Below are 26,035 nucleotides of genomic sequence, written 5' to 3'. Positions count from 1 at the left end.
GCCTCCCCAAATCCAATAGATTTGGGGAGGGGGACCATCTGCGGAGCAGATGGTGGTGGGGCCTCTTACTGGCTCAGCAACTCATCGACATAGCGCGTCACGACGTCGGTCGCGGGGCCATAGCGCTTTTCGGCGAACAGGCTCTGGCCTAAGGACGGTTCGAGATTCAGTTCGACCGTATGCGCGCCGGCGTGACGGGCGGCCGAGACGAAACCTGCCGCCGGATAGACATTGCCCGATGTACCGATCGAGATGAACAGGCTGCACTTTCGCAAGGCCTTTTCGATCGTGCCCATGGCCAGGGGCATTTCACCGAACCATACGATATGCGGTCTTAGCGTGGCTTGGTCGTCGAACGGCGAGACTGTGTCCGGCAGAATATCTTCACCCCAGGCACAAACCCGTTCCGTCGCCGTACAGCGGGCCTTCAGCAGTTCGCCATGCATATGGACCAGGTCAAATCCCTCACGCCCCGGCAGCTCAGCATGGGCGCGGTCGTGCAGGTCATCGACATTCTGCGTCACCAAGAGGACGTCGTGCGGCCATTCCGCCGCCAACCGGGCCAGTGCCCTGTGCGCGGCGTTGGGTTCAACCTCCCGCAACTGCCGGCGGCGCTGATTATAAAAGTCCTGGACCAGGTCGGGATTGGCGCGAAAGCCTTCAGGCGTTGCGACCTCTTCGACACGATGGCCGCACCATAAGCCATCCGAGGCGCGGAAGGTCGGCACCCCTGATTCGGCCGAAATCCCGGCGCCGGTCAGGATGACAATGTTGCCCATTACTGGTCTATCCTCTGATCGCCGATGCGGATGGCGCCATTTCTGCGAGGGTCCGCACCGCCCTTGAAGCTACCGTCAGCCTGGCGCAGCAGCCCGTTCAGGCCCGATTCTTCGCCCTGGACTTCGGTGAGCTTGTAGCCCATGTCGCGCAAGGATGCCTTGATCGCGTCCGGCATGCGAGTGGCTTCGACGCGGATAGTGTCGCCGCGCGCCACGACATTGGGCAGATTGATGGCATCCTGCAGCGAAAGACCAAAGTCGGCGACGCCCATGATGGTCTTGATATTATAGGCGACGATTGACGGGCCGCCGGGCGAGCCGATCAGGCCTATCAGCTTACCGTCCTTGTCGAACAGCATGGCCGGGCTCATGGCCGAACGCGGGCGCTTGCCGCCTGCGACGGCATTGGCGGCCTGGCCGCCGCTTGACGCCACGGGCGACCATGAAAAATCGGTCAACTGGTTATTCAGGAAGAAGCCCCCAACCATGCGGCCAGTGCCGAAGATCGATTCGACCGTCGTCGTCATCGATACCGCGTTGCCAAATGTATCGACCACGACGAAATGCGAGGTGCCTGCGGGCTCCAATGTTTTGTCGGGCGCCAGCTTCGGCGCGCCCGGGGGGATGCCATACTTCGGCGCTGGGCCAGCCTTGCCGACCGTGATCAAAGCGGCGCGGTCCGCGATATAGGCTGGATCGAGCAGTCCGCCGACCGGCACCGTGACGAAATCCGGATCGGCCATATACTGGTCGCGGTCGGCATAGGTCAGGCGCGAGGCCTCGATCATGACCGCCCAGGCGCGGGCATCGTCCTTGCCCCATTCGCCAAGCGGAAAACGCTCCATAACCTTGAGCGCCTGAAGCACCGATGCGCCGCCGGCCGGGGGCGGGGCTTCGCAGACAATATAGACGCGATACGGCAGGCAGATGGGTTCAAGCACCTGTGGCTGGTAGCTGGCCAGGTCGTTCAATGTCATGCCGCCAGGCAGGGGATCGGCATTGACCTTGGCGACGATCTGATCCGCCAGGGCCCCTTTGCGATAGGCGTCCATGCCCTGCTTGGCGATGAGCTTCAGTGTCGCCGCATAGGCCGGGTTCTTCAGCGTATCGCCGGTCTTCAGGTAGCCGCCATCGGTGGTGCCGAAATAGGCCTTGGCATCGGGCACGGATTTCTGGGCGAAATTGCCGGTCTGGAGGTAGCGGCCGAGGCGCCGCGATACGGTAAAGCCCTTCATTGCGAGATGCCCGGGATCGTCGAACAAAGTCGCCCATTTCAGTTTTCCGTGGTCGTGGTGTGCTTTTTCCAGCGCGAACATGGCGCCCGGCACGCCGGTGGCGCGGCCCGAGGTGACGGCTTCCGGATAGCTCATCGGCTTGCCGTCGGCTTTCAGGAAGCGGTCGGCCGTGGCAGAAGCCGGGGCTTTCTCGCGGCCGTTATAGACGGTCGTCTCGCCAGTGGCCGCGTCGTAATAGAGCAGGAAGCCGCCACCGCCGATGCCGGAGCTCTGCGGCTCGACCAGGCTGAGCGTCGCCTGGATGGCTATGGCGGCGTCGATGGCCGTGCCGCCGCGCTTCAGGACCTTCATGCCGGCGTCTGCGGCCTCGGGCTCGGCGGCGACGACGGCGGGTGTAACCGGGCCAAGCTGCGGCTTGGCGCAGGCGGGCGTCGTCAGGAGGACTGCGGCGGAAAGGAAGGCGGAAGCAAACGTGCGGCGGATCATGTGGGGGAGGGCTCCTTGGCAGGGACAATATAGGAATGCCGCTGTCGGGTGGCGAGATGGAAACCGGGCCGGATTAAGAGATCAACAGGATTTTCAAAAAAAGTGTTTTTTAGATGCGTATTCGACTTGCCTTTGCGGGAGGGTTCGACTAATTGTCCGCCCCTGCCGCCGGAACGGGTTTCCGGTGGGCCGCATGGCTTCAAGCACTCGTAGCTCAGCTGGATAGAGCATCAGACTACGAATCTGAGGGTCAGGAGTTCGAATCTCTTCGAGTGCGCCAGCCACGAACAAAAGTGAGAACCGGTGGTGGAGTCTTTTCAAGACCCACCGTCGCTCCTTTTGCCAGCATCGCTTTTGAGCCTGTGATGCGTATTTCTTCCTTAGTTACCGAGACCTCCGTCATAATCAGTTTGGCGTAGGCCTGCCGAATTTCCGGCGGCCCGTTTTCCAGCTTGTCCTTCAACAGTGCTGCCAGACGCTCAACCTTGTCAGGTGAAATCTCGGTCGTATTGGCCTTGAGGCTGTTCTGGAGATCGGCAATGTCTTGGTTCAGTTCATTGCGCCGAAAACGTAGGCCGACCAGTTTGTCCCGTAGGGACGGATCGTCAGCTTCCATGATGCCCCTCTCAACCAGCTCCAACAAGCGATTAAGGCCAGCCTCTGCTTCCTTCACGTCCTGGCGCAGGCGTGAAAGCTTTTCCCTATCCTGGGTGTCCCTGGTAGCGGTAGTATCGAGATAGGCCTTGAGCAACTCTTGGAGGCGGCTGGGGAGCAGGATTTTGTCGTAAAGTTCTGCGAGGACAATCCCGTCAAGGCGATCCATGGGCATTCTCAGTCCTGTGCAGGACGAGCCGCCTTCCTTCAGCTTTTTCGAGCAGCAGTAATAACGATACCTACCACCTTTGCCGGTATTTTGAATAAGCGCCGCTCCGCAATTTCCGCAACGGGCGAGGCCCGCCAGGAAGGTCGGCCCGTTGGCAAATCGCGGGGGCAGCCGTTTGGGGTTCCTGCTCTGCAACAATCCTTGTACGGCGTGGAACCTGTCCTCATCGATAATGGCGGGGACTGAGAGCGCTACCCACTTCGAGGGTGGGCGCAATATGCCAGTGCGGCTGTCCCGGCGATTGAAATAATGAACACCGTAGTATGTTGTCGAGGTCAGGATGTCATAGATGCTGCTGGTCGAAAACTTGTAACCCCGTCTGATCAATCCGCGGTCGTTGAGGTGCACAGCAATTGCTTTGACGCCCATGGGACGTCCACTAACACCCGCTGCCAAGTCAAACACCTGACGCACGATAGGTGCTTCGGTCTCATTGATCGCCAGGATTTTCTTGTCCTTGTTGCCTCGGCGCTCGGCAACTTCGGTGTTGTAGCCGTAGGGCGGTGTCGAACCGTTCCAGAAGCCCTGGCGCGTGTTTTCCAGCATTGAGCGATGGACGTGCTTCGCGTTCTCCCGCGACTGATGTTCATCAAAGACGTTCAGGACCTTGCGGATCAATTCACCTCCGGCATCGTTGCCGATGTCCTGGGTGACAGAAACGAGTTCGACGCCCGCCTTGCGTAGCTGCCGTACGTACAATTCAGAGTGCAGAGCATCGCGGCTAAAGCGGCTCAACGAATGAACGACCACGAAGTTGAAGGGACGCTCGGAGCGGCAGGCCTTGAAGATCATTTCCTGGAAAACGGGACGACCGTCATCCAAGGCCGAGGCGCCGGGCTCTTCGAAAATCTCCGCGACATCCCAGCCCTTCTGTACGCACCAGTTCTGGCATTGGGCGATCTGGTCAGGCAGGGACAGGTCATGCTCCGCCTGGCGGGCAGTTGATACCCGTACATAAATGGCAGCTGTCGGCCTCATGGTTTAGGACTCACTATCCAGGATGTGTTGGATTTCATTACGCAGGAAGGCGCGTAGGAGGGCAACCTCTTCTGCCGTAATCGGAAGAAGGGCTGGCAGGTCACTAATGATTGCCTGTTGGGTGCCGGATTGACCATGCTCTGAGACAGCCTGAGGCGGAGCAACGGAAGCGGATGCTTCGTGTCCCTGCGCTTTCTGAACTGGCTTTCTGAGCGGTTGTCCCATCCCCGATTGTATAGAACCGGGCGAGCGAGACAACCAGAGGGGCGGTGTCTCCCCGGTACACCGGTTGAGCCAGTCAGGGGAGCGGACGTTTCACGAAGCACAGGGGCGAGCCAGGCCGCCTGACGCAAATCGCGTGCAATTAATTTCACGGATGTCCCTTCTGCCTTATTTTTCCCAGAACGGACTGGTAGCGGTTCAGCGCTCCGAAACCCGTCGCTTGGTTGTAATATTTCTGGCTGCTGGCGAGGTTCGCGTGGTCGAGCACCGTTGACGTAATGCCCACATGCTTGGGGTCTAGGGTCGCGATCCCGGTCGCCACGCAGTCCCGGAAGAGATGGGGCGAGACCCTCCGTCCCAGGTATTCGACCGTCCGTCGCCCGGTAGCCTGAGTGATGTCATTTTCAGGCATAGGGCGCCCCCTGCGGCCGATCCAGATATGACCATTGTCATCGCCGCTGGATTTCTCCAGCAGACGCGGGCGGACATGCTCCAGATAAAATACGAACGGCTCTGTGAGCCAGGCTGGATAAGAAAAGCTGATGGAGTTGCGGGTTTTCGTCTCATGGCCAGCGAAATGGACGTGGACGCCCCCTTCATCGATCAAGACTGTTTTCTCCAGCTTCATGGCCGCGATATTCCTGCGACGCAGAGGGTGTGCGATCAGCATCGAGATGAGTAGGCCGTCGCGGAACAGCCAAGCGCCTTGACTCTGACCTTTCGTGAGCAGTTTCTTACCCTCGTCCATGAGCCTGTTTCCCAAGTCCAATAGTTCGGTAAGCGTCGCCATTCGGGGCGCCTTGGGGCGTGAAGGCGTAGCTAAGTTGGTCATGCGGTGGGCCATTTGGGTCAGCCATTCGTGCCCATGCGGAGGGTGGCAGGCTCGAACCATGTAAGCGACATGGCGGATGGTGCTGGCAATCGTCGCCTCGGCCCGGCCAGGGCTATACGCATTGAGAAAGGCGTCAATGCGGGGCTTGGTTGCCCGCGACATCGGCGTCTCATCGGGTAAAAGAGCGTTGGCCTGTGCAAGCCAAGCCACGTAGGTGCCGTACCCCTTTTCCACGCCCGTCACGGTGGCCGGGCGCCAGTCGGCCGCAAATCCCTGTTCATCGAACATGTCGTGACGTTCCCGGGACTTAAGCCAAAGCTTCCGATCTTGGGCCGGCCATTCGTCAAGTCGCAGCCGCTTAAACTCGATCTTGCTCACAGGATATCCTCCTGAGGCATGAGGCCAGGCTTGCGGATGCCTTCGATGACGTCGGCATAGCGCATCAGGTTGCGTTCGGCATCGTGTCCGGAATAGTGCCGGCGCGTCGTCTCGACGCTCGCATGGAACAGCATCTGGCGAACCGTTTCATAGTCGCCGGGGTTTTCTCTCAGATACAGCTCACCCGCCAACGACCGGAAGAGGTGCGAGTTGACGGCCAAACCCGTCTCACGCTTGATGAAGCGCCGGACTTGCTTGGACAAAGCTGATGCACCTTTGCTCGCGCCGTTCTGGGAAACGAACAGGGCATCCGTTGAGGCCTTGATGAGCAACGGGCGGAATTCTTTGACATAGCGGTCTAACAAGGCACTGGCTTCTGCCGGCAGATAGCCGCCAATGATCTGCTTATTCTTCACGTCCTTACGTTCGACCTCGATGCGCCACGGTCCAGCCTGCCCCCCAATGGGGCGCTGGATATGCTTCTCCAAGCTGAGCTCGGCCACGTTCTTGATGCGGAAGTTGAGGTAAAGCAGCACGGTCGTGGCGCAAGCCAATTGCATTTCCCTAGCTTCGCTGACTGTCGGAGTGTCGCCGCGGGGCAGCCGAGCAGCCACCTGGAACGGGAGATTGATCAGAGCGGCGCAGGCGATGTCGGATTTGAACTGCGTCAGTCGCTTACGCGTTCGCTCCCCCGGCCTGTCGGGCCGGTGACGCACCCTCTTGAAGATCATTTTGAGCCGTTTGGACACTCCCTCGGGAACTTTGAGGTACCTGGCGACATTCAGGACGGGGATCATCAATGTCTGCAATTTGAGCAGAACCTTCTCGTCACCATTCGCGTTATCGAGCTGCGGCTTGATGTAGTCCGCAAGGGGGATGGGATCGATCAGGACCGCCAAGGAGCAGAAGGACTCTATCGGCACGCCCGTCTCCACACGGCGGGAGGCATACCAACGCAAATTGTTGAGATAGCCCTTGAGCGTTACAGGCTTGATGGTCTTGCGCCAGAACAGTTCATCGAAGTTATCTGGGTCATCATCAACGATGCCGTTGCCGAGAACGAAGTCGCTGTACTGCTTGATTTCCTCTTGGAGGCTCTCGGGGAAGTCGCTCCAGGGCATGCCCGTCCAGGGCTTTTCAGTAACGTCCTCAATCATCGGGAGATTGGACGGGGCCCTGTCGGCGAGCCGGTTCCAGGCGCGGCGTGCGCAGTGCCAGCGCTCTTTCGGGTTTTTCTGCGTGGTCTGGCCCAGCAGGAAATCGAGGTAGTTGACGAAGGTTTCCTGCGACACCTGATCCGGCGAGATTTGGAATGCGGTGCACCACCCTGCGAAGCGATTGAGGGCGTGGCGATCATTCTTCGAGGTCTTATCGAGAAGTGGCTGCCACGCATCTGCCGGCTTGAAGTTCCGCCGGCGACGGTCGACCGCGATCCCGGATAGCTTCATTGCCTTGGTAACCAGAGAGGTGATGTTTGCCCAGCTCGCTTTGGTGATGCCGACTTCGTTAGGGACGCCGTCATGCTTCTTCCGTCCGGCCAGCTGCCAGTTCGCGGTTTCTTTCAGATCACGGATAACGCCGGGGTCTGCCAGGATCTGCGAGGGCGACAGGCTGGCGATTTCGGCAAAGCGATTGATGGCCGACACCATCGTCGTGCGGTCGGAGCTTTTCAAGTCGTTACGGGTTGAGAGGGCGTCCCGAACCTGTGCGAGCGTCAAGGTGGGATTGTTGGGAGCAGGCATTATGAAGCCTTTCGTGAGGGCTTGAATGGAATGGTGATGACTGGTGATGACGGGGCGACTTTTTGATGAAAGGGTGGGGCTCTAGTTTTGTTAAAAATAGAGCCCTAGGGTTTCATGAGGCGCGGAAAGTCACTGAATTTAAATGACTTGTGAGGACTCTAGCGGCCGGCACGTGCGCTGTGCTCGAAGGCCAGCAGGTCGCCCAGGCTGATGCGCACCGAGCGGCCGAAGCGAGTGGTGGGGAGGTCGCCACGATCGATAAGCCTGCGGATCTGGCGAGGACTGACCTTGTGCCGATCGGCGACTTCGGCGACGGTGAAGTACGCGTCGCAGTTCTGGGCCTTGGTGGCGGCTTGTTTCTTCATAGCTATCTCCTTCAGAGGGCGCGGATGCGCGAAGACCACGCACGTCAATCGCGCGTGGCCATCGGCTCTGCTGAAGGGGATTAGGGAGCGAGGCTGAGGCCTCCCGCCGGAGAAATCAAGCACCCTGTGTGTTCGCGGTTCAAACTAGCATCCAGGCGAACTTTCCAGGTTCAGTCGGCGAGCACGTGCTTCGCCATCCCGACCAAGGCGTCTTCCTTATAGATCAAGCTACCATCGACCAGCCCGGCCCCAAATAGCGTCAGGGCCTTTGCAACGATGTCGTAGTCTTTTACCGGCAGATAAATCTGAAGCACCTTGGAGTCTGGGGCGGGGAACTCACCGTTGAGGAGCAGGCCGACTTCGCGAGCCGTGTGAGTTTCTGCCAACTTAAGAAGCTTCTGATGATTTTCCTGGGTGAGCTTTGGCGCGATCAGGGACAGTTTGGTCCAGCCGATCTCCAACAAACGTTCATCCGAAATGCCAAAGGCTTGTAATTCCGCCTCGACGTTTAGGATGTAATAGGCTTTCCTGGAATGCAGACGTAGCCCTTTGATAACCTCATCAAACAGCTCCGGAGTGTTTTCTTTTACCTTCCTGAGTCCGCGTGCGAGTTCAAGGAAGTTTTCTTTCTTGAAATTCTTTAAGTTGCTGATCAGTTCGGTCGCAGATGTGGTGGATTTACTCAAATTAACCTCCTGTTTGGAGGTTTATTCTTTTATATTTTCAGTTTTTAATCAATTGATTTTCTTCATGTTTTTGAAGTTCTCAGTATTACTTTGCTCTGTGCAAGTAGCGGGAAATTTCAGCTAATTGCGATTTAGAAATGGTCACGGAGGTAATCAAATCGGATCGACCGCGAGCGCCACCGTCCACAACTTCTGGCGCCTCCCTTTTTCATCTTGAATTAGCACCTCCCTTAAATGAGAGCCGAGGTAGTCAATTCCGACGGCCTTAGTGCCTTCCGCCATGAAAACGCAGGAAGTTTCGGGCGCGACTAAGTCAATATTGCCGCTATTCATTAGGTTGATGGCTTTATCTACATCTGACGGGTAGAGGCACGCTGGAACGGTTGCAGAAAATTGAACGTCATAGTGCAATTGCTCGATAGGAGCGGTTACGGCTTTTTCGTGCTCGACTTGCGCAAAATCCGAATTTGACGCCGGGTCAGCTTGCGCTGGACCTATTTGAGCGTCTGTTTCTTCGGCGTGGTGCGTTGTTGGTTGATCTGTGCACGCACTTAAAGAGATTGTGGTGAGAAATAATACGGGCAGCGCCAGCGAAATAATCGGCCGATTACTATGCTTGGTCCTTCCAGAATTTTGAAGTCTAGGCTGTTGCTTATCGCTGTATCCTAAATGAGACGTTCGATTTTTCATCTGGGCTCTGTATGGCAAAATGTAGACGATAGGTGACATTTAGGAGTTGGATGGGCTACTAAGTCAAGTGTGAATGTCACTCATCGTCTGTAGAATGATCGTCGACAAACGTTCCACCATACACCGGTGGATGTCATTGATCGCCTTGCTCAAAATCTTCGCCGGTTGCGCCAGCAAAAAGGCTGGTCGCAGGAGGAGTTTGCTTTTCGGGCAGAGATTCACCGCACATATGTTAGCGATCTGGAGCGCGGCGCCAGGAACCCGACTGTCACTATTGTCGAGAAGCTCTCCAGGGCATTGGGTGTGACGTTAGGTGACTTGCTGGACTGATTTCGGCAAAGACCGCGTGCAATTAATTGCATCTGCCGGTTTTTGAGTTTTATGCTGAGTTCAGTGGCGGCTTTTGGCCCTAAGCGGACTTTGAAACTGGCGAAAAAAAGCGAAAGCGGACGTTGGCGACGACCTTATCCCTAGGCACACTCCAGGCTTGCTGGTGAAACAGGGCTGAATCCGAAGTCGTAGATTTGTGACGCTCCAGCGCAAACATCGAGATCATCGAGGCAGGTAATCGAGCCTGCGATTACATCATATGCCGTTCCACCGTTTAAGCGCCGGAGAAGTTCCGATATAACAAATGCACCCGCGATCAGCCCTACGAACGGAACCCCTACAGTTCTCGACGCAAGTTGTGCAAGTCCGCAGGCGTCAACACCCTTGTCCTTCAGATCTGTGTATGCTGGCATGTGTGACACCTCCGGCGCTTCTGCAGAGATGGTTGTAGGCCAAAGCTCCGTCGCACGTCGCGGACCGGGAAACGTATGCATCGCGAAATTGCGGAAACTCTGCGGTCCGGCGCCCAGCCCAGACTCTATGATGAGGTCGAACCCGGCATCTTCCAGGACGGAACGCGCAAGCGCATTATCTACCCCGCATAGCGCCACAGCCGGCTCGTCGGTTTGCCGCTTCGTGGAAGAGGTAAACCGACGCTCCTCAAGATAAGTTCTGATGCCGCGCGCTTCCAACCATTCTGCGGCCCAACGGGTTTTCATCTGACCCAGCACATCAACGTTCGTCAGGACAGACGTACTGTCATTAGAAAGCGCAAGCCGGTCAAAGTCTTGAAGTACAAGTTCGAGCCCGCCATTTTGATAGGGAAGGCAGGCCAGCAGCCAGGAATACGCCTGGCCCAGATTTCCAAGGCCGATCAGCCAAAGTCGCGAAGGCAAGAACGAAAGGGTAGCCTCCGTATCGTCCGGCGCCATCCAGTCGGAGCCTGGTCGCCAAATTGACAAGCCAGAAGCCCGCCGGCCGGAAAGGGACCGATCACCGGCATGGAAGGAGAATACCTCGGCGGCACAGATCGACGCGGCAAGGGCTGGCGCCAGTGGCATCGATTCGTCGTCGGTCATAGCCCACGCATCGCGGATTGGCACCACGCCGGCTCGCCAGCCCTGCCAAGTCATGCGCCAAGCAGGTAATTCTGTCGGCTGCATGTCGGCTGAACCGATAATCGCGAAAGGCCAAGCGGGGCGGGCCTTCTGTACCGCACGTCCCCCTAGCTTGGAGACTGCCGCAACGAGATCCAATTCCAAGGAAAGCTGCGTTAGGACGGGTACGTCTTCCAATCCGACGATTTCCACACCCGCCAAGAAGGTCCGGCGTGCGAGGTTCACCAAGGTGAGCAAGGCGATCTGGGCGGCTGGGCTCGCCCTGATTTCCGGGCCGCAAACGATGGTGAGGCCAAAGGATTTCAGAAGATCCATGGCTTCTTCAGTTGTACGCACACGGCCGCTGTCCATGAAATATTTAGCGGTGCGGTGCAACGAAGTGTGTAGCGGTTCTGTCATGTCAGCTCCAAAAGCCGGTGTAAAAATAGCCGTGGTGAATGCGTTGCGAGCGTTCGTACCATTCGTGGTCGCCTCGGTACTCATAGATGCCGACCTTGTCCCAATTGATGGGCGCAACTGCAAAATCCGGCAGGATCAAGCCGACATGGCCGGCACGTGCCACCATTGGGTTGGTGCGATCAGCCTCGCTCTGGATGGCCCTGCCACCGTGCGTATGCACATCAGCTACAACTGTCAGCTTACGTTCCCGGCATAACGTCCAGAGCTTGGCGAAGGCCGGTGCGTGCAAGACGCAGACGCCTGTCGAATAGGCCTGCGAGTCGAGGTCGTCATAGAAGACCGCGTCGGTGATTTGGCGCCGTACGCCTTGGACATGACCAAGAAGAAACGCGCCCGCCTCGTGGGTGCGCTCCCCTCGGCGATCCAGCTCGTCGGTCACCGTGTCCCAAAGCCGCCGAGGGCAGCTCAAGCGATGATTAGGCGCCACGAACGCCCTTATAGTCGCCTTGATGGAAAAGGTCATAGAGTTGCTCCAAATAACAAATGATACCGCGGCGCGGCTGCCAGAGCCGACTAGGGTGTTGATTGCGCCAGTCGTCATGGCCTTCGATCGAGAAGCGATCGCAAGGCAGGTACAGGCATTGGCCGCCCTTCCAGTCCGGCCGAAAAATCGACGGAAGGATAGTTTTGCCGGTCGGCCATTGGGCGAACGGAAGAGGCCTGTTGCCCGGGATGTCCCAGGGCTGCGCCGTCACCGGGTTCTGACGATAGCCGCAACATTCAAAGCGGAAGCCGTACTCGTCGGGTGCACCTGAGCGTGCATCTGCGCCAACGGCGATAATTGTGTGCGGCCAGGTGGTCGAGACATGCCTCCAGCGGCCTTCGATCTCGCCGCACCGGAAATCCGGTGCGGCGAGATCTTGTTCGAGGATCAGTCGGTCGGGGGAAACCGCGATGTTCATTTAGCCCTCTACACGCTTCTCAGGGACGAAGTCGAAGCAGACCGAGCAGACAGGAGCCTTGGTCAACTCGTGCAGCGGTGTGTCCGTCGCCGGCCGGTCGGTCGAGCCGCACAATTGCAGGACATGTTCGGCAGCGTCGTGGTGCGTCAGCTTGAACTGCTTCACCGCCCAAGCCTTGACCTTCTTGACCCGCGTGCCGGGGGCGAAAGTGCGGTCTTCGGTCTGGTCGAGGAAGTGCACGACGGCCTTGATCTTGCGGCACTTGCTGACGTGGATGCGGCAGCCGCGCTTGACGGGAGGCAGCGGCTCGTGGTGCTTATGCACCAGGGGCTCTTCCTCCTCATCGATGAAGATGAAGGTGTGCTGGTCGACCTCGATGCCTAGGGCGGTGATCAGGCTGTGCAAGTGCGCGTGGGTCGGGTCCTTTGGCAGCTCCGCCTCGATGAGGTTTTCGCGTTCGTGGACCTGGATGAAAACGATGGTGGTCATGATCGAACCTTTCTGACGCCCAAATGGCGTTCTGAGAAAGGAGCGAAGTCAGCGGGGAAAAACCGGAAGCAGTGAGATTGGAAAGGCTATGCCCCGCAGATGAAATAGCACTGGCAGTTGGGGCATTGGCGCGCATCGGACCGTTCGACCGGAAATTCGCCGCGCTCGATAGCACTTATGGCCTCGGCATATTCCTTGAGCGCCTTTTCGTCGTTCTTGGGAACCATCTGGACCGATTCGTCCGTAGCGGGGTAATAGGCTTCAACGGAAATCGAACGGCCCGGATAGCGCAACAAAGCGCCCCGCCTGATCAGCGCGTATACCCGGTTCTCAGGCTCGGATTTCGTTTTGCGGCCTGTGCGAACCCGCTGGATGCGTACACGCCCGTCAGGCGCGATAACTACCCGATCTGGTGTGTAGGAGATGGTTCTACTACCGACCGGCACCGACCAGGGCTCTCTATCGTAAGTCCCGATATCTGAAGCTATTAGACGTGCGATTGACACGACCATCGCCTCAGCCGCTGACCGGTAATAGGCTTCGAACCCATGGCCCTTAGGGCCATGTTTCTCCCATTGCTCGGCAAGTTCCTGCTTTGCCCTATCTGCAGAAACCACTTTTCCATCCTGTGCCTGTTGTTCGAGCCATCCCATGGTGCGATGGACGCATCGATGGAACCGCAAATATGCAGATGAATCGCGGCCGCCGCGCAACCCGTCCAACACTTCATAGCGATATCGGGCGGGGCACCTCAGATAGACATCGAGTTCACGCTCTTCGTAGACCTCCCTGGGGGGCAGTGCGGTCCACGTGGGCGCCGCCTTGAGCATTGGCGATTGACCGTTAAAGCGCTTCACCTGCACATGCCGAGACACGGTTTCGAGAAATTTCGATGCGCTGGCATTGGTCTGGGTATAACGCTCCGCCCTGGTAAGACAAAGGTGGTCCCGAGCGCGCGAAAGGCCGACGAAGAATAAGCATTCCTCCTCCGCATCATGATCGCCCTTTTGCATCATGAGCTTTCCGAGCGTTGCCGGCGGAGGGCATCGTACCCATTGCCGGTTGGAAGGCATATAGCGAGTCGCAATCGCCGGAAGGTGCACGCCTCGGAATTCCAAGCCCTTGCTGCCATGGATCGTCATCACCCGGACGGCGTCGAAATCCGCGGCCTCGGAGACGACCGCCCGATAGCGACTGTCCTGGTTCAGTGCTTCGATCCGGCGGATACGCTCAAGGAAAGCTTTGCGGCCAGGGTCTCGCAGATCGGCGTGCCCCCCAAGGTCGTAATGTTCGCTGCAAACTTTGAGTAACTGATAGATCGCAATCAGCTTCTGTTGTGACTGTGCGTCATTGGCTTCGAGCAGTGGGCGAAGATAGTTGCTACGTTCGAATAGCCAGGTCGTGAGCAATGCCCATGGTGACGTTGCTGGTCCCATACCTGCAAAGTGTTCTGCCAGCTTTCCGAGCCCAATTTTTCCCTGATCGCTCAGCCCGTCAATTTGACTTAGGCGGCCAAGAGCATCGAAGATGGTGATGTTTTGCTCTTGCGACCAGCGAATTACGACGAGCGCATCGCCTTTCGTGGCGCCGTATTCGGGAAGCTGTGCGACCCGCACAAGTCCGATGCCGCCAAATTCCGCATCGATGGCGACAACGGAGAGAAGATCGCGAACATCATCGCGTTCGAACAGGTCTCCGAGGTAAAGCAGCGGCACTCCCAACTGCTCCAGCACATCGGTAATGCGTGAAAGCGTTAGGTGACTACGGGCTAGTATAACCTGATCACGATAGCTGATCCCGCTCGCGCGCAGGGCCTCAATCTTATCGCGAATCGCGGCAGCCTCTTCCGCGACGGTGCCCGCCACGGTTAAAGTCACCTCTCCAACTTCACCTCGATAAGCGGCCCAGTTTGCGGCGGCGGCGGGGTCCGCAGCCATATGCCGCGAGAATTGCGAAAACGCCCGTACAACGGGCCCGCCAGAACGATAATTGCTGGTTAGGGATAGCTTCGAGCCACTGAAATCGGTCTGGAAGCGCTCAACATTTGCAGGTGATGCTCCTCGAAAACGATAGATGGACTGGCGTTGATCCCCCACCACCCACACGTCCTGACACCCGCCGGCCAGCAGTTGCAGGAGGCGGGCACTGGCGAAGTTCACGTCCTGATATTCATCAACCAATATATGCTGGAAGCGTTCCTGATACTCCGTTCGGATGTCCTCGTGCTCCGCCATCAACTGCATCGGCATCATAACCAAATCGCCAAAATCTACAGCGTCAGCTTGGAGCAATAGGTCTTGGTAGACTTGGTAAATCTCGCCAACCTCGATGGCCCTTTCAGCGGCCTCGACGTCCTCAGATGATCCGGCCCGAGCAAGCGCAGCTCTCGCTTCCGCCAAATATTCTTCGGGCGTGATCGCCTCATCCTTACAACGAGAAATCGCCTGAAGGACGTAGACAAGCTCGTACGCGGGCTCGAAGAGGTTCTGGTAGTAATGCAGAGGTAGCCGGGCGAGATTGGCTTCCAAGAGCGCAAGCTGGCCAGTCTGATCCAAAATTTTTACGTCAGTTGTGCGCCCCAGTCGACCAGGCCATTTCGTCACCATTTCCAGGCCGAAAGCATGGAAAGTCCCGACCCACATCTCGATCGCCGCATCCTCGTGTGAATGCGACAGGCGTTCCCGCATTTCTTCTGCGGCTTTGTTCGAAAAGGTCAACGCTAAGATTGACCCTGATAACGCTCCCTGACTGAGCACATAGCCGATGCGGTGAACCAGTGTACGCGTTTTGCCCGTTCCAGGTCCCGCATCCACTAACAGCGGGCCGCCGCTCCAAGTCGCTGCTTGGTGCTGGCTCTCGTCAAGTTCCACTACCGGCCCGAGCGCTTGAGCATCTGGCGCGCGAAGCGGCGGCAACAAAAGAGCGCGGACGGCTTGGTTGAGAACCAAACCGAAAGGGAGGCCCAACTCTTCTGCAATCTCCGACGGTCGCCGCCTGTTTTCAACTATCTCGGCACGCAACCAGTCCGCTGGGCATAGAAACTCACCCGCGAAGATGTCAGCCTGAACTTCCTTGCGTTCGCGAGGTGAATAACCCTCGACAACGCCAGCCCCGCTGTCGATGGTGTCACCGCCGAGTTGGGCTTGAATGTTCTGGACTTCATTACTCGGATCGTGATGGAGTTCTGAGTGCCCAATTTCGTGCGCAAGCACTACCACTTCGTCTTTAGGGTCCTGACCCGCTACGATGTATACGAGGCCGTCCGCCCGCTCGAAGGAGCCGCGGACACCGGGGCCAAAGACCTCGCCCTGTTGGCAATAACGCAGCTCCCAATCACCATTCGTCAAAGCGGCACTGACGAGTGCGCGACCTCGGCGATCACCTTCGGCGGTCGCAAGGGCTTTCAGATGGCAATCCCGGGCTTTCAAACGGATATTGCGCCAGGCGTCCATGCTTAATCCTCTTCAAGCCAATAGGATTTGCGCTCCGGGGGCATGTTACTTCGCCGAACACTTTCCTCAAAAGTAGATTGAATGACAGTGGGCTGCCGTGAAGAGCTGGCGTGTCCCATTGAAGGATGATTTAGAGCGTAGGCGAGGGCTTTTTCGAACTGATCTTGAGTCGCCTGAAGCTTGTCGAGCAGAGCCGTGACCAATCGCGGTCCAATAGGCCCCCGGGTACGACCGCGAAAAAGGTCAGAAAGCACATCACGGCCGATATCAATGGCGCGGGCCAGTTGCCGAGTGTCCAAACCCACGGCCGATAGCAGTTGATCGAATGTTGTTTCGCCCACGCTTTGGCCGTCGGTTTTTTCAGCCGCTTGGGCACTGTAAATCGCGTTGAGCGCTCGGCTGCGCGCGCGGGTCATCAAGAGTTCATCGACTGTTTCCTCCTCCGCTTCATCATTCGCCGCCCAATCATGCATGATCGCGGCGTGTGCACGGATATCGTCGGCAAACTCGGGATAGCGCTGAGTCCACTCGATGATCTGGTCGATGGTCGGGGTATCGCAGTCCCGGTGGAATGCGAACAGGACCTCGTCCCTCTTGGAGACATTCGATTGGTCCGTCATGGGTTAACTCCAAGGATTATTTTGATTTCTTGTTCTGTCTCTTTGATCCAGGTCTCTGCGGTTTTCGCGCTCACACCTAGTGCCGAAGCAATAGACTCAACTTTCTTAGAATTGCGCGGGACACCATCCATATGAAGACGGAAGGCGAGACGTTTTCGTGGGTCAGCGATCCGGTTCAGCACGCTTTCCACGTGAGCGCGCTCCTCTTCAAGGACCGAAAGTTTACCAGGGCTGCCGGCCACCGGCATTTCTTCTTCTGAAGACTGATACCGATCTGTGTGAAGACTTTCGGATCTGATGGCATCGGCAGCGCGAAACTTCACTGTTGCCACGAACGCAGTCCGCATTGCCATCCCGTCGGCGGAATCAGACCGGAGTACCGCTTCGATCAGCTTTCCATGCGTGTCCTCGATCATGTCACGACCTTCATTGCGATGGTTGCGGCCAATGTACTTGCGCAGAATGCGCATCATTCTGTCGGATATCTCGTTCATAAGCGAGTTGATGATAAGTCGATCCCCGGACGGCCCTATTTTTTGGGCGGCTGCCACGAGGTGGCGGCCTTGAATCCTCGAAAGCATTTTGCTTTCGATGACCCGTAGCCAGCCACTAACATCGCCAGGGTCCGGCCCATCTTCCTTTTTGCCCATAGTCATTCCTCAACGCCCAAACTAACGCGGTTCAAATGTGCAGCGAAACCGGCCTTAAAAAACCGGAAGCTCGTTGAAATTTTTTTTGCATGATTTGTCCGGTCTACCATAGGCTATATTTTCACAATCATAGGGCGCGTTGGAAATATTCGGTTATCGCGAGCAGTTGATGATTTCCCTGAACGATGGAAGAGGCACTTGGACGGGAAACCTCTGCTCATGCCCTATACCCCAGCGCCTATCCATCTCCAGGTAGCCGCGATTATTCAATTACGGGATCAACTTAGTTCATCAGTACGGCAACCATTGCGGTTACCAAATAGCGTGCATAGATTGAGCAAATTATTTTGACAGATCAATCATTTGTAAAATAAGTTTCATCAACAAGCAGGGATATAACAATGCCGCACGCTCCGGGTGCTGAACCTATAGACGTGTTTTTTGCACGCACTGTCGTTGTAGCGCGTCAACAAGCCAACATAGCGCCTGCTGTTTATATCGTGCCGGTGCATAGCACCCATAATGACTTCGGGAACCATACGCTTGCCAAATTGCTCGTAATCGTCGGAAACGAAACTATTTTCGAAGAACATACTCGAGTCATGTTCCAGGAGGCGCCAAGAACAGAAAATATTCTAACCGCTTTGTTCGATGTGCGTGGGAATGTAGTCGAAGCCGCCCAAGTGGAGGCTAATTTTGTGTCGTTGTTCCCTGATGTCTTCAGCTATCGGGATTTTGTTGACGTCCTCGGCTACGCCCAAGCTTTGTTCGCACTTCGCCGTCTAGGCGACGCTGCCCTTCTTGATATCGAGAAAACAGACGAGCTCCGACTTTCTCTTCTCCATTCTGAGGCATTCCATGAAGGGGTTTTGCGACAGGATGAGGCCTACATGTCTTTCCGTAGAGGCGCCCGGTACATTAGGCCAGAGCCCTTCCCTCCCGCAGACCAGACCATTAGCAATTTTACAGTGTCGGCCAAACTGCCATGCGCCGACAACCCGTATGAGGTCGATTTTGACTTCACCTCAGGTCAGCTTTTTAAGGACAGGGCTGCAGTCCTGATCGGCAGGAACGGCGCCGGCAAGACGAAACTTCTGGCCTCAATCGTTCATGCAATCACCGAGAAGGGCAGAGACGATGGCGATAATGTCGTCCTCAATCCATACCCGCCGGTAAGCCGTGTGATGGTTTTCTCATCAGTTGCGTCCGATGCTTACCCCCAATCGATACCTCCATGGGAAGGGATCGATTACCAGTTTTTCGGCTTAACTGCCGCACAACTGGAAAGTGGGAACTCTTTGCTTATGGCACTAGCCGCATGTTACCGAGGCGGCGACCTTTACGTGAACGATGTCGGCCATCGTTTTCATATCTTGGAAGCCGTTTTGGAGCCGCTAGGGCTTTGGGGAGCTATTTATCTTCCGCTAAAGCCACCCGAGCAGGGCAAACCCGAGCTATTGCACAGATCAGTGAACATCAATGGCCACCGCTATTTCCAGTTTGCCCGTCGGTCAAACGAGCAGCGAAACCTGGCCGTAATACGTGAGTTGGATTGGGAACAAGATGTAATTTTCTTGAATCCAGATCTTAGCTCTCGCCAGTTGAGCAGCGGTGAAGTGACTATGCTTCGGTTTGCCGTTCAGGCGTGCTCGGCGATTGAGCTCAACAGCCTGCTGTTGTTCGACGAGCCTGAAACGCATCTGCATCCCAACTTTATATCGGATTTTATGACGCAACTTCAGGAGCTACTGACGCTGACTTCGTCTGTTGCTATAATCGCCACCCATTCGAGTTACGTCGTCCGAGAGGCATCGCGGGAACGGGTCCGACACCTGACATTGGTGGAAAGGGAGGCCGTTGTTGACAGACCGCGTATGCAGACGTTCGGCGCCAGCGTCGATTCAATATCTCAGTTCGTGTTCGGTGATAGCATGAGAACACATCGGTACGAACATGCTATTGCTGCATGGGTAAGGGCATTGCCGGTGGGCACAACGATCGAAAATGTTCTTGAAGAATTTGCCAACGAGCTAAATCCTGAAACCCTCTCCTTCATCGCGGCTTTGCTCGCGGCCGGCGAGGGCTCTGCCCAATGATTTTCATTGGTTTGCCACCTGAAGCCGACGGGGATGATCATAGGCTTGACGTTCTGACTAGCCACCCAAAATGGTCGCCGCACAAAGATGTTTGGGTCACCGCCTACAAGGCATATCGCTACAACAACGGCGACCCTTGGAAAATCGCACCTGCAGTGTTCGATCCGGCGATCACGGACGATCAGGCCAAACTTTACAAGGCCCGCGCTCAGCGGGAACCAATTGCGAATATCCGCCGCATGGAGGATTTACCATGCTGTCCCGTATGCGGGTCAAAAACGACTAGTACTGTCGATCACTACCTGCCCAAGGACGCCTACGGTGAGTTCTGCATAATGATCGCAAACCTCGTGCCAGCTTGCTCGCACTGCAACACGGGCGCGAAGGGGAGTGTGGTGAAGGGCGTCACAGAAGGTGAGCGCTTTATACACCCTTACTACGACGAATTTGCTAACGACGTATTGTGGCAGGTCGAAGTTCAGCCACCTTTTGCAGCAGCGACTTTTCGCGCCGTGCCAGCTGCGGCTTTGGCAGATGACGTGTTGTCGATAGTTACGTTTCATCTTGCCAATACTCTGAAAGAGCCGTTTCACATCGAAATGCGAACTCAATGGAAAGCGCTGCCTCGTCTTATCCGAAAGGCGAACCCTGCGGTGACAGCAGTAACATCCGAGATGGCGAGCGCCTGGCTCGGCACACTTCTGACTTTTTGTGAGGATACCGAAGGTTGTAATGGCTGGCGGACGGCACTATACAGGGGTATTCATAGTAATGAAGTAGCAATAGGTTACATTGCGGCGATGGCGACTGTAACAGAGTTGCCGCCGACGTGAGCGCAAGCTGAGCCTACCGCATCTGAGGCGAAATAATGGGCTCCAAGGGTTAATAATTTTAAACTTGATAGGTTAAGCAGCAGGTTGAGTTCCTCAAGTCCGATTAGCGTGATCCATTTTTGCTCGCAACAGAAACTCTGCCAATGGAATAAATCAGTCCTAGCCTTTATGTAGCGAGCGCCCCAATTGTAATTCATATTCGCGGCTCCTCTTTGATAGTTGTATGGCTGCCTGCGTGACGCGGTCTGATACAATTTGCCAGCTCGGATGCCTTACGTCTATGTTTCGAGAAAAGGACCCCATTGATCGCGCGAGCTGACTAAGCTTGTTTAATGTGGACCGATCAAATTGTTGCCGCCGAAAAAGCGCTGAAGACCAGTCCAATGCGGCCTGCACACCCAACATCACAGTGCTGCGGTGATGGACTTCAAATTGCCAGGCTTTCTCTGATGCATCCCAAATTTCTATTTTATCGTCATCGCGTTGAATTTTGTGCGATGCGGCCTCAACGAACGCAACGGTGAGATCAATTTTTAACGCCTTCAATAATTCAACAGCGCCGTGAGCTCGGTGATTTACGAAGGCGTCCTGAATTAGGGTTGCTCCGCGAAGATAGTAGCTCTCAGCATCAGCCCAACTTCTAGATTTTGCCTGATCATCGCCAAGTGCTTGATAGGCACGGCCCAAGGCCAACGTATTACGGGCATCTAGCTTGGTTTCGCCTTCTAGAAGGTGCACCACCCCCATCCAATCGCCGATCAATTCCTTTGCTTGCAACCGTAGTGGGATCAGTTCGGGACGCTCTGATCCTAACTCCTGCGCCTTACGGAGCGCCGCGTCAGCCTTACGTGCCGACGGACTGGGGCCCATCAGCAATGCGCGACCGAGCAGGCACCATACGTCTGGGTTTGTAGGAACTTTCTTTGACGCATACTCAGCTGCTTCAACAGCTAGTGCGAAATCCTCGTCCGCCCAATATTGTACCACCCTTTGAAACATCTTCGAGGTATCATGGTCTCCATTCTCGGCGGCACGATTCATCTTGGCGCAATTGGTTTCGATCCTATTAGGATCGGAAATCTTCTTCCGAATAATATCGGTCATTGACGCTATTTCAGCTGGAACCGAGATGCTAGGCTCATCCCGAACGAACCCTTCTGTCGGAGCACCTAGTGACATTAGATGGTAGTTTCGCAGCACGGCGATATCGTCGCGAACCAGCGTTCTGTTGCCGTGTGTGGCTTCGACGAGTTGTGCGATAGAGCAATGCCGCAATTGCGTAGACGCAAACAGTAACCGAAGCTGATTGTCAGTTAAGCTGTCTAGCTCGCGTTCAAACGCGAACCTACGGACTTCTTCGCCTTCCGCGCCTCTATACTGATTGATGGCGCGCGACAGCGATTCTCCCCGGGCGACGAGGCGAAGAATTGCTGCGGCAAAGAGTGGCGAGCCGTTACTAGCCTCGTGCAAACGCTTAATTTCTCTCTGCTTCGCCGCTCCAGACGGCAAAGGTGCATTAATCGCATCAGCAGACCTTAGTGCGTACTCGCTGAAGTCCTCGAGCGGCAAACCATTTATTTGCATCAACTGACCTGGCGCAGCTCCAAGGTTTAGACGCGCAGTGAGCAACGCACGGGCGCGCGTGACGCCTCCAGCAATCACTCGGTCAAAAATCATCGAGATCGTACGAAATACGTCGTACTGTTCCTCTGTTGGCAGGGAGTCAACGTCGTCAACTACTAATAGGCAAGGCAACATTTTGACCGTATCGATGCATTCTTCTATTAATTCTTCTCTTGAAGCATCTTCTTGAATTTGTTCATCCGGTACGCCAAGCTCGCCAAGAAAAACTTTTAACAGACTGGTAAGATCTGAGAAATGGGTGTGGCCTATATCAATGTATTGTCCAAGTAACGCGGCATAAGTCTTTTTCTTGGCTGTTAGCCAAACTACCTTTTCTAAACCACTGGGAGGGTTGCGCGAAACTGCGTCGCAGAAAGTCCAAGCAATAGACGTCTTGCCGACTCCCCCTGATCCAGATAGAAGCTTGACCGCCGTGTAACGATCTGTAAACCATCGCCAAAGATCGTCTAATTGGCGATCTCTGCCAACAAATTCGATAAGATTAGGATCTTTTGCTGGTAAATTGTTCTCGATATAACTGCTTTCAATCGCAACAGATGCGAGGCCAAAGCGGTCCCGATTGAAAAGGAACGCGAAGTCTGCGGACGTAGTGGCCGAGCGACACTCCTCCCGAGATCGCATATAAATGTCGTTTGCGAAGTAAGCGCGTCGACTATGAGCATTAGCGGGAGCATCTTTGAGAAACTGGACTGGATCTCTGTCCCTAGGCCTCTCCGGTATATACAGTATGCCGATACGCCTTCCGTAGGCTTGGCCAGAGCCATCCACTATTCGAAACTTTGCATCAATTGTTTCGCGAGTTGCCCCTTGAATTTTCTTGCAGAGATCATTTACATCGAATTCATCGTTGAACCCACAAATTGAATAGTCGTTGTCGCGAATTCCAACTACTAAATATCCGCCGTAACTGTTGTAAAACGCAACTACATCTTTCGCAATTTCTCCCATCTTATATGCATAATCCAACTTTTCTTCTTGGGTCGGATTTGCTTTTTGGACAGGTAAAGTTTCTTTGTAGTCCCACAGTACATCTTCATCAGCAACAGGTACGCCATTGGGAAGTAACTCTTCCGTTACCCTTTCATCAACACAGCCCAACTTTATCAAGGTGGCCAGACTGCGTCGCCGGCCCAGCACACTATCCCCACTCACCTTATCGCCGATCATGTTTTCGCGTTCCCCGAAGCCTTAGTGGCAGGTTTATTAAACCTAGGGACGATTTCCTTGCAAGGCTGTCTTTTTGAAAGTTGAACTACTTCACTCGCGCCGTCGTGCGCGATGCGGCTAGCTTTTAGGCGGCCGTCTAGTAACCTGCCGCCCCCAACAACTCAGCATGCTTAGCATAACTTCCACCACATATTCCAAGGTTCTGATTTTCAAATTGAATACAATAGTCTCAAGTGTCAGGGGTTTGGCTCATAGCGTGAAGCTCGTCGCTTCAAAACTGCCCCTCAGCAGAACAAATAATCTCAGCGGACGCCGACCTTCTTTCTAGATGTACAATAAGCCGGAAATGATTATGGCTCGTGACCGGCGGCGTATGTCAATTTCCGCTTTCGGGAACAGTTATGCAAACCGCTACGATGGCAGTTCTATTTCCGCTTGTGGCGCGGCTCCGCCCTATCATCTCATCGAAAGTTTATCAGGCCTGACGTTTCGGGTCGTTGGGCTTCTTTGAAGTCCGACAACGACCAGACCAGATCGCCGACCTGACGGACATCGACCGGTTGAGAGGCTGGAGATGCTTTTGCGGCGATCGAAGCGGACAGATCTCTGACCTTCACCAATCCTGCAAAATAACTCGTATCGAAGTAAATTGTCTCCGCCTCGGCGGGCGGGGCCTCGTAATATAAGCCAGATGCCTTGTCTTGCAGCGAAACATACAATAGCGAATTCGTGGGCCCAGCTGCCAAGGTGCAAGACACTTCCATCTTATATCGTTTGGTCTCGCGCTCCTTGAGCAGGAAGCGAAGTTTGTCGCCATGCGCTTTCACTGTCCTGGCGCCCCTGTCGAAAGTCTCTGCCAGCGCTGGCGCGGCCGCCTTCAACCCGGCGACGATACCTTCTTCAATTTGAGTTCCAGCATCAATGCCAGGAAAGCTCGCGTTGACGCCGATCTTCGCATATCTAAACCACCAATCGCACCACCTGTCGGTCGGGTCGACACGGCCGACAGATATGTCGTCTGCAAACCAGACGTATAGGGCGGTATGGGCGCCGATGCTTACGCCTTCGCCGTTGAGCCACCAAGCGAGCCGTCTCCCAAAAGCGACCTGTTCTTCAAAGCCTTTTAAGTCGTTTGCCGCAGAACCGGCGAAAAGGCGAATATCGTTGATACGTGACGGCCGGCCATCCTTGGTCATTTCAGTAGGCTCCCCAAGCAATCGGCAGTACCCGAGTGTCCGCTTTAGGCAAGTTTTGGCCAAGCCACGTGGTCTCAGTCAATATCCGGTTCTGGCGCAAGTTCGCTTTCAAAAATACGAGCATCTTGCCGGCGCTAAGATGATATTCGGTTTGCACTTAGCACGTTAGGCGCATTGTCTGAGATCAGAATTGTCCCTTGGCTTTAGCAGGCACGCTTTTGGTTATTCGCGTTATTACGCCCGAATACATGCCAAGGTGACCCGCAGGTCCTTTGAAGAACACCCCTTCCGCGTTTAACCACCCGGTGTCCTTGCGCTCGAGGTCAGCCGGATTGGCGAAGGTCGAAAAACTGCCGAACCAGATACAGAGATCGGATTTTTTCGATCTATCGTGGCACAGACTCCGGCCTTCGAATTCATTCGTAAAATAACCGGAAACTGAGATTCGCTTGCCGTTATACGACTCAGGTGCGCGTATCAGCTCGGTAAGGGTGACCGTGACGGCTGGCTGCCGGTCGCCCTCAGAGGTTATGGTCACAGAGGTCAGGTCGTCCGGAGGCGCGACCTTCATTTTGCGAGCGAACTCCATAATGACCTGATGCACCGCTTGCCGCGCTCCGGAAGTGGGCCGGGTATAAAAATGGAAGCGTTTATCCTTTTCGCCGGCACGGACATCCAGCCAGGCGCTGTAACCGGCGGCCTCGTTCATTGGTTCATCCGTTAATTCGAAAACGCCGGCTTCGGAAAGTGCGCGAACAAGGTCATCCTGTTCAACCTCACTGGCTGAAACCTGGTACCGGTTCGAATAATCTATCTGCCGGACGACGGGGGTCACGGCGCCTTTGACGGTCTCCCGATAGTCGAAGCCCACCCATCCAGAACCGTCCATGAAAATATCGATCCTGGTTTCGCGGCTGTCCGAGGGAGTCAAGGTAACTTCGGCAATATCGTAGCTCATGTACGGCCGAAGCGATGCCGCCAACGTCGCCGTTGGCAAAGCAAGGCCAATAACGGCAAGGATCGAAACAAAGCACTTCACAAATTTAGTCCCCCCTCCGGGTCCTGAGCGGCTAAGACAAAAACTAGTCATTTCAAATTCGACCGTCGACCAATCCTTCGCACTCAACTAGCAGAAAATGGCGCTGCGCACACATCACCTATTCAAAGACAGTCGAGCCCACCTTCCGCTTCTGGGAACTGTTCGGCGGTAAGCGTTCGACGACCGCTTCTGGCGCGCACTTGCCCGTTATCAGCAACGCCTTTGGCTCGAGTCAGGCTGCGAGATGCTTGTCACATTCGTCGATGCCGTCTTGTACGCCCGCCAGTCGGTAAAGCTCCCGGGCTTCTGTCCATGTCGGTATACTGTTCGCCCCTGTCGTCTCTTCCAAAAGCGCTATTGGCCGAAGGGCATTGGCTAACACAAGGGGTGGCGTTTCTCTATGACGCCGGTAAATGTGGAGTGCCTCCTCAAGAAAAGGCCTCGCCTTTGCTGCCTCACCCGCATCAAGCCAGATCTCTCCAAGGTGTCTAAGTGCAGATGCAAGGGCTTGTTCGTCCTTCAAATTACGAAGCAGGATAACAGCCCGAGCATACAGTTCCGTAGCAGCAACAGTATTGCCTGAATCCCGGAGAATCTGACCAAGTCCTATCGACGCGCGGACTTGGAGCGACGGATCGCCTTCAGCATCGGCGAGGACCAGTGCGGATGAAAAAGCAGTTGCCGCCCCGTTTGGATTACTGAAGCGCAATGTCCGTCCCTCAGCAACAAGAGCCTCGAATTTATGATCCATCACCGTTGCTGCC

22 protein-coding genes and 1 tRNA gene are annotated in these 26,035 nt (G+C 55.6%); 4 read left to right on the top strand and 19 right to left on the bottom strand.

Annotation, left to right across the window (positions count from 1 at the left end; all coding sequences use genetic code 11):
* Positions 1-65: 65 nt before the first annotated feature.
* Both J2X24_RS00215 and ggt read right to left on the bottom strand, forming a co-directional pair.
* Positions 66-779: an NAD-dependent deacylase gene (locus J2X24_RS00215; protein WP_209714882.1), complete on the bottom strand. Its 714-nt coding sequence runs from the start codon at positions 777-779 to the stop codon at positions 66-68.
* Positions 779-2,500 (bottom strand): gamma-glutamyltransferase, encoded by a 1,722-nt coding sequence (gene ggt / locus J2X24_RS00210; RefSeq protein ID WP_209714879.1) that lies wholly within the window; start codon positions 2,498-2,500, stop codon positions 779-781. Before ggt ends, J2X24_RS00215 begins: the two co-directional genes overlap by 1 nt.
* A gap of 203 nt (positions 2,501-2,703) precedes the next feature.
* Here ggt and J2X24_RS00205 point away from each other — a divergent pair.
* Positions 2,704-2,780 (top strand) — tRNA-Arg (locus tag J2X24_RS00205).
* On the opposite strand, the gene J2X24_RS00200 is transcribed toward J2X24_RS00205, so the two are convergent.
* The 6 genes from J2X24_RS00200 to J2X24_RS00175 all read right to left on the bottom strand — a co-directional run bounded on the left by J2X24_RS00200 (position 2,751) and on the right by J2X24_RS00175 (position 9,276).
* Entirely contained in the window at positions 2,751-4,361 is a 1,611-nt protein-coding gene (locus tag J2X24_RS00200; RefSeq protein WP_209714876.1) for a recombinase family protein, read from the bottom strand. The genes J2X24_RS00205 and J2X24_RS00200 overlap by 30 nt on opposite strands.
* 370 nt (positions 4,362-4,731) lie before the next feature.
* The gene (locus J2X24_RS00195) at positions 4,732-5,793 is read right to left on the bottom strand and encodes a hypothetical protein (RefSeq protein ID WP_209714873.1); all 1,062 of its coding nucleotides are present in this window, start codon (positions 5,791-5,793) and stop codon (positions 4,732-4,734) included.
* A complete protein-coding gene (locus J2X24_RS00190) occupies positions 5,790-7,535 on the bottom strand; it encodes a site-specific integrase (protein ID WP_209714870.1) in 1,746 nt (581 codons plus the stop codon). The genes J2X24_RS00195 and J2X24_RS00190 overlap by 4 nt, the downstream gene beginning before the upstream one ends.
* Positions 7,536-7,693: 158 nt before the next feature.
* Complete coding sequence (locus J2X24_RS00185; protein WP_209714866.1) at positions 7,694-7,900, bottom strand: helix-turn-helix domain-containing protein; 207 nt, start codon at positions 7,898-7,900, stop codon at positions 7,694-7,696.
* Positions 7,901-8,070: 170 nt separating this feature from the next.
* The gene (locus J2X24_RS00180; RefSeq protein ID WP_209714863.1) at positions 8,071-8,586 is read right to left on the bottom strand and encodes a hypothetical protein; all 516 of its coding nucleotides are present in this window, start codon (positions 8,584-8,586) and stop codon (positions 8,071-8,073) included.
* A gap of 153 nt (positions 8,587-8,739) precedes the next feature.
* The gene (locus tag J2X24_RS00175) at positions 8,740-9,276 is read right to left on the bottom strand and encodes a hypothetical protein (protein ID WP_209714859.1); all 537 of its coding nucleotides are present in this window, start codon (positions 9,274-9,276) and stop codon (positions 8,740-8,742) included.
* Between the two features lie 126 nt (positions 9,277-9,402).
* Between J2X24_RS00175 and J2X24_RS00170 the strand changes: the two genes are divergently transcribed.
* On the top strand, positions 9,403-9,606 hold the full coding sequence (locus J2X24_RS00170) for a helix-turn-helix domain-containing protein (protein ID WP_209714857.1): 204 nt from the start codon (positions 9,403-9,405) through the stop codon (positions 9,604-9,606).
* A 140-nt stretch (positions 9,607-9,746) separates the two neighbouring features.
* Here J2X24_RS00170 and J2X24_RS00165 read toward each other — a convergent pair whose 3' ends face one another.
* From J2X24_RS00165 to J2X24_RS00135, 7 genes are all read right to left on the bottom strand, one after another.
* Positions 9,747-11,123 carry a ubiquitin-activating E1 family protein gene (locus tag J2X24_RS00165; protein WP_209714854.1) on the bottom strand — a complete coding sequence of 459 codons (1,377 nt, stop codon included), beginning with the start codon at positions 11,121-11,123 and terminating at the stop codon, positions 9,747-9,749.
* Position 11,124: 1 nt separating this feature from the next.
* Entirely contained in the window at positions 11,125-11,646 is a 522-nt protein-coding gene (locus tag J2X24_RS00160) for an MPN domain-containing protein (protein WP_209714851.1), read from the bottom strand.
* Entirely contained in the window at positions 11,600-12,085 is a 486-nt protein-coding gene (locus J2X24_RS00155) for a DUF7665 family protein (protein WP_209714848.1), read from the bottom strand. Before J2X24_RS00155 ends, J2X24_RS00160 begins: the two co-directional genes overlap by 47 nt.
* Positions 12,086-12,574 carry a hypothetical protein gene (locus J2X24_RS00150; RefSeq protein ID WP_209714845.1) on the bottom strand — a complete coding sequence of 163 codons (489 nt, stop codon included), beginning with the start codon at positions 12,572-12,574 and terminating at the stop codon, positions 12,086-12,088.
* Between the two features lie 86 nt (positions 12,575-12,660).
* Positions 12,661-16,026: an ATP-dependent helicase gene (locus tag J2X24_RS00145; RefSeq protein WP_209714842.1), complete on the bottom strand. Its 3,366-nt coding sequence runs from the start codon at positions 16,024-16,026 to the stop codon at positions 12,661-12,663.
* A gap of 2 nt (positions 16,027-16,028) precedes the next feature.
* The gene (locus tag J2X24_RS00140; RefSeq protein ID WP_209714839.1) at positions 16,029-16,646 is read right to left on the bottom strand and encodes a hypothetical protein; all 618 of its coding nucleotides are present in this window, start codon (positions 16,644-16,646) and stop codon (positions 16,029-16,031) included.
* Positions 16,643-17,296 (bottom strand): RNA polymerase sigma factor, encoded by a 654-nt coding sequence (locus J2X24_RS00135; RefSeq protein ID WP_209714836.1) that lies wholly within the window; start codon positions 17,294-17,296, stop codon positions 16,643-16,645. Before J2X24_RS00135 ends, J2X24_RS00140 begins: the two co-directional genes overlap by 4 nt.
* Positions 17,297-17,697: 401 nt before the next feature.
* On the opposite strand from J2X24_RS00135, the gene J2X24_RS00130 reads away from it, so the two are divergent.
* Positions 17,698-19,392, top strand: coding sequence for an AAA family ATPase (locus tag J2X24_RS00130; RefSeq protein ID WP_209714834.1), 1,695 nt, complete (start codon positions 17,698-17,700; stop codon positions 19,390-19,392).
* Positions 19,389-20,225 (top strand): HNH endonuclease, encoded by an 837-nt coding sequence (locus J2X24_RS00125; protein ID WP_209714832.1) that lies wholly within the window; start codon positions 19,389-19,391, stop codon positions 20,223-20,225. Before J2X24_RS00130 ends, J2X24_RS00125 begins: the two co-directional genes overlap by 4 nt.
* Positions 20,226-20,384: 159 nt before the next feature.
* On the opposite strand, the gene J2X24_RS00120 is transcribed toward J2X24_RS00125, so the two are convergent.
* From J2X24_RS00120 to J2X24_RS00105, 4 genes are all read right to left on the bottom strand, one after another.
* Entirely contained in the window at positions 20,385-23,036 is a 2,652-nt protein-coding gene (locus J2X24_RS00120) for an RNA-binding domain-containing protein (RefSeq protein WP_209714830.1), read from the bottom strand.
* Positions 23,037-23,497: 461 nt separating this feature from the next.
* On the bottom strand, positions 23,498-24,232 hold the full coding sequence (locus tag J2X24_RS00115; RefSeq protein WP_209714829.1) for a hypothetical protein: 735 nt from the start codon (positions 24,230-24,232) through the stop codon (positions 23,498-23,500).
* Positions 24,233-24,416: 184 nt separating this feature from the next.
* A complete protein-coding gene (locus tag J2X24_RS00110; RefSeq protein ID WP_209714827.1) occupies positions 24,417-25,190 on the bottom strand; it encodes a hypothetical protein in 774 nt (257 codons plus the stop codon).
* A gap of 313 nt (positions 25,191-25,503) precedes the next feature.
* Complete coding sequence (locus tag J2X24_RS00105) at positions 25,504-26,022, bottom strand: tetratricopeptide repeat protein (RefSeq protein ID WP_209714826.1); 519 nt, start codon at positions 26,020-26,022, stop codon at positions 25,504-25,506.
* Between the last annotated feature and the right edge of the window lie 13 nt (positions 26,023-26,035).

Source organism: Asticcacaulis solisilvae (assembly GCF_017875235.1).
In the GTDB taxonomy this organism is placed as follows: Bacteria; Pseudomonadota; Alphaproteobacteria; order Caulobacterales; family Caulobacteraceae; genus Asticcacaulis; species Asticcacaulis solisilvae_A.
The sequence above is the reverse complement of the archived record's forward strand: the minus strand, read 5'-3'. Positions and strand labels throughout refer to the sequence as shown.